This window comes from Methylophilus sp. UBA6697 (assembly GCF_002454655.1).
GTDB lineage: Bacteria > Pseudomonadota > Gammaproteobacteria > Burkholderiales > Methylophilaceae > Methylophilus.
The window spans coordinates 1-7,032 of the sequence record NZ_DKJH01000029.1 but is presented as its reverse complement, the minus strand read 5'-3'; the positions used below and the strand labels follow the sequence as shown (position 1 = coordinate 7,032).

6 protein-coding genes and 1 pseudogene are annotated in these 7,032 nt (G+C 51.4%); 2 read left to right on the top strand and 5 right to left on the bottom strand.

Annotated elements, in window-relative coordinates; genetic code table 11:
- Positions 1 to 40: 40 nt before the first annotated feature.
- From rpoD to rpsU, 4 genes and pseudogenes are all read right to left on the bottom strand, one after another.
- Positions 41 to 1,976 (bottom strand): annotated as a pseudogene (rpoD, locus tag B3355_RS08950) (RNA polymerase sigma factor RpoD).
- A 149-nt stretch (positions 1,977 to 2,125) separates the two neighbouring features.
- Positions 2,126 to 3,865 (bottom strand): DNA primase, encoded by a 1,740-nt coding sequence (gene dnaG / locus B3355_RS08945; RefSeq protein ID WP_292782853.1) that lies wholly within the window; start codon positions 3,863 to 3,865, stop codon positions 2,126 to 2,128.
- Between the two features lie 78 nt (positions 3,866 to 3,943).
- The gene (locus B3355_RS08940) at positions 3,944 to 4,387 is read right to left on the bottom strand and encodes a GatB/YqeY domain-containing protein (RefSeq protein WP_292782850.1); all 444 of its coding nucleotides are present in this window, start codon (positions 4,385 to 4,387) and stop codon (positions 3,944 to 3,946) included.
- Positions 4,388 to 4,513: 126 nt separating this feature from the next.
- The gene (rpsU, locus tag B3355_RS08935) at positions 4,514 to 4,726 is read right to left on the bottom strand and encodes a 30S ribosomal protein S21 (protein WP_018987466.1); all 213 of its coding nucleotides are present in this window, start codon (positions 4,724 to 4,726) and stop codon (positions 4,514 to 4,516) included.
- A gap of 135 nt (positions 4,727 to 4,861) precedes the next feature.
- Between rpsU and tsaD the strand changes: the two genes are divergently transcribed.
- A complete protein-coding gene (gene tsaD / locus B3355_RS08930; RefSeq protein WP_292782856.1) occupies positions 4,862 to 5,884 on the top strand; it encodes a tRNA (adenosine(37)-N6)-threonylcarbamoyltransferase complex transferase subunit TsaD in 1,023 nt (340 codons plus the stop codon).
- A gap of 10 nt (positions 5,885 to 5,894) precedes the next feature.
- On the opposite strand, the gene plsY is transcribed toward tsaD, so the two are convergent.
- Entirely contained in the window at positions 5,895 to 6,506 is a 612-nt protein-coding gene (gene plsY / locus B3355_RS08925; protein ID WP_019883629.1) for a glycerol-3-phosphate 1-O-acyltransferase PlsY, read from the bottom strand.
- Between the two features lie 114 nt (positions 6,507 to 6,620).
- Here plsY and folB point away from each other — a divergent pair, with 114 nt between their 5' ends.
- Positions 6,621 to 6,971, top strand: a complete 351-nt coding sequence (gene folB, locus B3355_RS08920; RefSeq protein ID WP_292782841.1) for a dihydroneopterin aldolase — start codon at positions 6,621 to 6,623, stop codon at positions 6,969 to 6,971.
- Positions 6,972 to 7,032 lie beyond the last annotated feature (61 nt).

The following is a 7,032-nucleotide window of genomic DNA, read 5'->3' as shown; positions in this document are numbered from 1 at the left end:
CAAGCATGAGCTAAGGGGCCGGAAAGCGTGGGATTATAAACTAATCCTGACCGTTTTCGAGGAAGCTGCGCAGACGTTCGGAGCGCGTTGGGTGGCGCAACTTGCGTAGTGCTTTTGCTTCAATCTGACGGATACGTTCACGCGTCACGTCAAACTGTTTGCCCACTTCTTCCAGGGTGTGGTCGGTGTTCATTTCAATACCAAAGCGCATGCGCAGTACTTTGGCTTCGCGCGGGGTCAGTGACTCCAGCACTTCACTGGTGGCGTCGCGCAGGCTGGCGTAAACCGCTGCGTCCATTGGCGCCAGTGTGGTGTTGTCTTCAATAAAGTCGCCCAAGTGGCTGTCTTCATCGTCACCAATCGGCGTTTCCATCGAAATTGGCTCTTTGCTGATTTTGAGGATTTTGCGGATTTTTTCTTNNTTCAGCCAAGGTGGCCGGATCAGGCTCCAGACCAGTTTCTTGCAGAATCTGGCGGCTGATGCGGTTCATCTTATTGATGGTTTCGATCATGTGCACCGGAATACGGATGGTACGCGCCTGGTCAGCGATCGAACGCGTGATGGCCTGACGGATCCACCATGTTGCATAGGTAGAAAATTTGTAACCACGACGGTATTCAAATTTATCCACGGCTTTCATCAGGCCGATGTTGCCTTCCTGAATCAAATCAAGGAATTGCAAGCCACGGTTGGTGTATTTTTTGGCGATAGAAATCACCAGACGCAGGTTGGCCTCGATCATTTCGCGTTTAGCGCGACGGGCACGTGCTTCACCGGTGGTCATTTGTTTGTTGATTTCGCGTAACTCTTTAATTGGCAAGCCAACACGGTTCTGCAAGTTTTGCAGGCGCTCTTGCTGGTCAAGAATCGAGTGTCTGAAACGGCTCAAACGCTCTGCATAGGCGGGCTTACCAGCAAGTTCGCCATCTAACCAGCTGAGGTTGATTTCGTTGCCGACAAAGCTTTTAATAAATTGCTGACGCGGCATGTTGGCTTTTTCAACACAGAAATCCATGATTTTGCGTTCATGCGTGCGCACTTCTTCTACCATGTTGCGCACCTGGTCACACAGGGCTTCTACTTGCTTGGCAGAGAAACGGAAAGCCGTCAGTTCATCCAGCACCTGTTGATGCAGGGTTTTGTACTCGGCATCATTGGTACCTTTGGCTTCACGAATGCTGTTCATTTGCGTATTTGCAGCGCGAATGACGGCAAAGCGAGACAGGACTTCATCTTTGAGTCTGGCCAGGGCTTCGGCAGACAAGGCGGATGCTTTAGCATCGCCATCTTCGTCGTCCTCTTCCTCTTCTTCGTCAGCAGCTTCCTCTTCTTCTGCGTCAGCCACTGCCAAAGCGTCATCCAGGCCGAGATCGCTGTCAATCAAACCGTCTACCAGTTCGTCGACGCTCATCTCGTCTTTTTCGACTTTATCTACCATATCCAGCAACTGGGCGATGGTGGTCGGACAGGCGGCAATCGCATGCACCATGTGCTTGAGGCCATCTTCGATACGCTTGGCGATCTCGATTTCACCCTCACGTGTCAGCAGGTCAACCGTGCCCATTTCACGCATATACATACGCACAGGGTCAGTCGTACGACCGAACTCGGAGTCTACCGTCGCCAGCGCTTGCTCGGCTTCTTCGGCAGCATCTTCATCAGTCACCGCTGGAGGTGCATCAGACATCAGCAATACTTCGGCATCTGGCGCTTCTTCATAGACCTGGATACCCATGTCATTGATCATGCCGATAATGCTCTCGATCTGCTCGGAGTCTTGCACGTCATCCGGCAAATGGTCATTAATTTCGGCGTAGGTCAAATAACCACGCTCTTTACCCAGAACAATCAGGGTTTTCAGGCGGGTACGACGTGCCTCGGCATCCATTGCCTGGGTGGCGGGGTCTTTGTGTGTTTCGACTTCGTTAATTCCGAGCTCTTTGTCTAAACTTTTATCTGCTTTGGGTCTGGCCATGGCCGATTCCACCTCTAAAATGATTGATGCCGAGTGTTGGCTACCGCTACTGTCACATCACTCGATTTAACATTACGGGAAACCCTTTATTTTACCAGATTTTTGCATGTTTTTTAAGCATGCCCACACGGTTTTTAGGGAATTGCTGACTAGCGCTTGCTGGTTAACTGCCGCAGAGCCTCACGCTCTGCGTCCGACAGCGTAGAAAATGGCTTTTCAGTCAGCCGCCCTAACAAGGACTTTTCACGCGCAATGACTGCCATGTCTGATAATTGGGTACACGCCCCCTCAAATTCAAGCGTGAAGTCCAGCGTTTCGTCCAATAAAGACAACTCACGTTGCAATTGGTGTCGCAAAACCTCAGAAATATACGGGGTGATCATTTGCAGCAATACCACCGGCCGCGCGTCTGGCTTGGCGACAGCAGCCCTCAACACCACACGCAACATCTGCTCTTCATCGCCCTCCCCAACAATCTCCGCCATCAACTCCGGCTTAGCCCATTGCGGCCGCATCAGCAACATCAAGGCCAGGCGCACATACAGCGATAGCGGTGTGCGCGAACGCTGGCGCACAGGCTTTTGTTTGGTTTTAACCGGATCTGGCAACTTGAGCATGCGTTGCATTTCGCCACCAGCCAAGCCGGTCATCTCGGCCACTTTTTTGCGTAACAACATGGCATAACGAGGCGCCTGAATTTGCTTGAGGATAGGCTCGGCATCATTCAAAAACTGCAGCTTGTCCTCTTGCGAAGCCATCGGGTTATGCTCGCTCAAATGCTGAATAATGTATTGCGACAGCGGCATTGCTTTATCCATTTCAGCTTCAAATGCCTCTTTACCAAACGCACGCACAAAACTATCCGGGTCATGTTCGGCAGGCAAAAACAAAAAGCGCAACTTGAGGCCATCTTTAATCGCAGGCAAAGCGTTCATCACTGCGCGCCAGGCCGCCGTGCGCCCGGCTTTGTCGCCATCAAAGCTGAATACAATTTCATCGGTTTGCCGCATCAGCTTGGCAATATGAAACGGGGTAGTTGCTGTACCCAGCGCCGCGACGGCATATTCAATACCATATTGCGCCAGTGCCACTACATCCATATAACCCTCAACCACCAGCACGCGGCCCGCATCACGGATGGCGCGACGTGCCATAAACAAGCCATATAATTCATGGCCTTTTTGAAACAGCGGTGTTTCCGGCGAGTTGTAATACTTTGGCGTATCTTCGGGGTTAATCACGCGCCCGCCAAAGCCAATTACTTCGCCTTTTTGGTTATGGATGGGGAAAATAATACGGTCACGAAAGCGGTCATAACGGCGCCCTTGTTCATTCTGCACCACCAACCCGGCCGTCTCCAGCGCCTCAGCCTCATATTGCGGGAACACTGTTTGCAGATTTTGCCAGCCAGCCGGGGCATAACCAACCTGGAACTTGGCCGCGACCTGACCACTTAAACCACGGTTCTTCAGGTAATCAATCGCGCGCGGTGATTTTTTCAATTCTGCTTTGTAATAGTTGGCAGCTTGTTGCAAGGTATCTTGCAAACTCAATAACACCGCCTTTGAGGGGGACGCTGGTTGATTAGGGTCGCGCTGCTCTTGCGGCACAATCATGCCAATCTGTTTGGCCAGGTCGTGTATGGCCTCAACAAAACTAAGGCCGTTATACTCCATCAAAAAGCTCAAGGCGGAGCCGTGCGCACCACAACCAAAACAATGGTAAAACTGCTTGGTCGGACTGACGGTAAAACTGGGGGATTTTTCGTTATGGAATGGGCAGCAGGCCGAATAATTGGCCCCGGCTTTTTTCAGCGGTACTGCCTTGTCGATGACTTCGACAATATCTACGCGATTGAGCAGTTCTTGAATAAAACTTTCGGGGATCATAGATGCAAGTATCGCTTATGCGCACTAAAAAACAAAGGGCGCCAAATGCGCCCCGTTGTTGATGCGGTTAAAGACCGATTAACCTAAGGCAGCCTTGATCAGGCCAGAGACTTTCGCCATATCTGCCTTACCTGCGACCAGCGGCTTCACCGCACCCACTACTTTACCCATGTCTTTGGCACCCGCAGCACCCGCTTCAGCAATAACCTTGGCGATGATGGCGTTGATTTCATCCTCAGACAATTGCGCTGGCAGATACGCCTGCAATACAGTAACTTCAAATTTTTCCTGATCCGCCAGATCGTGGCGGTTAGCACCTTCAAACGCAGCAATCGAATCACGGCGCTGCTTGAGCATTTTCTCAATCGCCGTAATCACGGCATCATCATCCAGCTCAATACGCTCGTCGACTTCGCGCTGCTTGATCGCCGCTTGCAACAAACGAATCACACCCAGCTTTTGCATGTCTTTCGCACGCATGGCGGTTTTCATGTCTTCGGAGATTTGTGCTTTCAGGCTCATAGAAATATCTTTATCTGAATGGAGGCTTAAATATGGGCTGTATAAATAGCTAAAGGTTGCGGAAACCCACAACCTTCGCATCATCGGTTAACCTGAAAGCGGCTAACCGTTCACTTCCACTAAAAATTAGTAGAGTTTTGTCGGCAACTGTTGGTTGCGCAGACGACGGTACTGACGTTTAACCGCAGCAGCGGCTTTACGTTTACGTTCCCAAGTTGGCTTCTCGTAGAACTCGCGTGCACGCAAGTCGTTCAACAAACCGGTTTTTTCAATCAAACGCTTGAAGCGGCGCATTGCAACGTCAAACGGTTCGTTCTCTTTCACACGAATAGCGGTCATGTAAATCCCTATCCTTCAAAAATGGTTGGCAAATCGTGCATGCGGATTGATGCAGCACTGAAAACCGCGTATTCTATCGCGCTTATTTGGATTTATCAATCATTTCCGCAAAATATTGTCTGTGAGAAAGCACGTATGTTGGTATTGGGCATTGAATCTTCTTGTGATGAAACCGGGGTCGCGCTGTACGACACGCGCCGCGGGCTGCTGGCGCACGCCCTGCACTCACAAGTAGACATGCATGCCGCTTATGGTGGCGTGGTGCCAGAACTCGCTTCACGCGACCATATCCGTCGTGCGTTGCCACTGACCCAACAAGTCCTGGCACAAGCCGATAAAACCTTGCAAGACATAGAAGGCATCGCTTATACACAAGGCCCTGGCCTGGCGGGTGCCTTGCTGGTAGGCACCAGCATTGCGCAATCACTGGCCATGGCGCTCAATGTACCCACCATCGGCGTGCACCACCTGGAGGGCCATTTGCTGGCGCCCATGCTGGAAGAAAATCCGCCAGCCTTCCCATTTGTTGCCTTGCTGGTTTCAGGCGGCCACAGCCAACTGATGCGCGTAGACGGTATCGGCCAATATGAACTCTTAGGTGATACGCTGGATGACGCCGCTGGCGAAGCATTCGACAAAACCGCTAAATTACTTGGGTTAGGTTATCCCGGCGGCCCGGCCGTCTCCAAATTAGCCGACCAGGGCAGACCGCATTTTCAACTACCGCGCCCAATGCTCAACAGCCCGGATTTGAACTTCAGCTTTAGCGGCCTCAAAACAGCGGTGCTCACGCTGGTCAACAACCAGCCACAACTGGATGATGACACCATCAAAGATATTGCCTGGGAATTTCAGGAATCTGTCACCGAGATTCTGGTGCATAAGTGCCTGAAAGCACTCAAGCAAACCAAGCTCAAACGGCTGGTGGTCTCGGGCGGCGTGGGTGCCAACAAGCGCCTGCGCACCAGACTCAACGAAGCCGCCAGCAAGCGCGGCATCAGCGTCAGTTACCCACGGCTGGAGTTCTGCACCGACAATGGCGCCATGATTGCGTTTGCAGGTGCCATGCGTTTACACGCCATGCAAGCAGTGAAACAAGATTACAGCTTCAGCATCCGCCCACGCTGGGATTTATCGGAGCTCAAAGCCCCCGCCTAAATATGGTTGGCTATTTCTTGCCAAAGCGGCTTTCAGTGCCTGCCAGCAACTTCTCAATATTGCCCTGATGGCGAATAATCAAAAACGCCGTCATCACAACCACCACCGCCACATACACCGGATAAGGTGACAAGAATTGCCAGGCAATCACGGGGGCCAATATTGCAGCCACCAAGGCAGACAAAGAAGAAATTCGGCTGATTAAAAACACAACTAGCCAGACCGCCACCACACTTAACGCCAACCAGCCGGAAAACGCAATCATCACGCCCAGCGCTGTCGCCACGCCTTTACCGCCTTTGAACTTATGGTAAATCGGGTACAAATGCCCAATAAATACCGCCAGGCCCACCAACGCGACCACATCCATTAACATCCCGGCTTGCAATGCCAACCAGGTCGGCAACCAGCCTTTAAAAGCATCACCCAGCAAAGTCAGAATCGCAGCAGATTTCTTACCGCTACGCGCCACATTGGTCGCGCCGATATTACCACTGCCCACCGTGCGTGGATCAGGCAGGCGATACAGCTTGCTGATGATAATGCCAAAGGCAATCGACCCAATCAGATAAGCCGCCACAACCCACACCAGCGCCTCAATATCAAACCCAATTTCGTTCATGCTTTAAATTCCACTGAAATGCAGCCGCTTATGCCAGCCACCGCACGATGTTGTATGATGCCGAATCATACTGGATTCCGGCCTGCGCGGAAATAACAACAAGGGTGCACCTCAATGGATATTATCTTTCTCGAACAAGTCAAAGTGCAAACCAAACTCGGCGTTCCCGAGTGGGAGCGCGCGGTCGCGCAGACCGTCATTCTGGATATCGAAATCGGCTATGACTTTAGCAAAGCCTGCCAGACCGATGCGATTGAAGACACGATTGATTATGGGCAAGTGGCTGCGCGCATTCGGGAAACATTAGCAGAACACAGCTTTAAACTGGTTGAAGCCCTGGGCGAGCATGTGTGCCAGCTGATTCTGCAGGAATTTAAAGCGCAAAATGTGAAGTTAAAAGTGAGTAAACCGGGGATATTGCCGGGGTTGAAGGCTTTAGGGATTCAAATTTACCGTACGGCTTAAATATTAAAAATCTTGTCGCCTTCCTGGCGAGTTACTTTTTTTGCTTGCCCCTCAGAAAGTA